This is a genomic window from Actinomyces sp. oral taxon 849 str. F0330 (assembly GCF_000239715.1).
GTDB lineage: Bacteria > Actinomycetota > Actinomycetes > Actinomycetales > Actinomycetaceae > Actinomyces > Actinomyces johnsonii.
Genome location: NZ_JH470415.1, coordinates 1 through 583, shown reverse-complemented (window position 1 = coordinate 583; position 583 = coordinate 1). Strand labels below are relative to the sequence as shown.

At 72.2% G+C, this 583-nt stretch carries 1 pseudogene; it reads left to right on the top strand.

Features of this window, described 5'->3' with window-relative positions:
• Positions 1-454: pseudogene (locus HMPREF0975_RS16445) on the top strand (bacteriocin biosynthesis protein); the annotation flags it as partial.
• Between the last annotated feature and the right edge of the window lie 129 nt (positions 455-583).

Sequence of the window (583 nt, the reverse complement as noted above, 5' to 3'; positions counted from 1 at the left end):
GCTGCGCCGCTGGACGGCCGCCGGCGGCAATATCGGCTCGGTGACCGCCTACGTCCTCGTCCCCGCGAGCGGAGAGGCGGGTGAAGTCGGTGGGGAGCAACTAGCTCCGGGAACCTACGTCTACATCGAGCGCGACCACGCCCTGGCCCTCATCGGGCCCGCCCCCTCGGCCTCGGAGACGGACGTCGTTCCCGACGGCGTCGGCGCGAGAATCGTCCTGACCGGCAACGTGGACAAGGTGGCCCGCAAGTACTTCTCCTTTGCCCTGCGAATCGCGGTCCAGGACTGTGGCTGCTCCTTCGAGGTGATCCGGCTCGTCGCCGACGCCCTGGGAGTGCCCCTGCGGGCTCGGGCCCGTTGGGACGAGCAGCGGATCGCCCGGGCGCTGGGCACCGACCCGGCCCGCGAGCCGGCCTGCATCGTCGTCGACCTGGGAGGCAGCCGTGCGCACTGACTTCGAAACGCTGCGCGAGCTCGTCAACGGCTTCTCATCAGGATCGGGAAGCCTCCCGGGCGAGCCGACCTCCGACGGCCTGGCCGCGCGCCGTCCGCGCCCGCCGCTGGCCTGCCGGGAACCGGACGC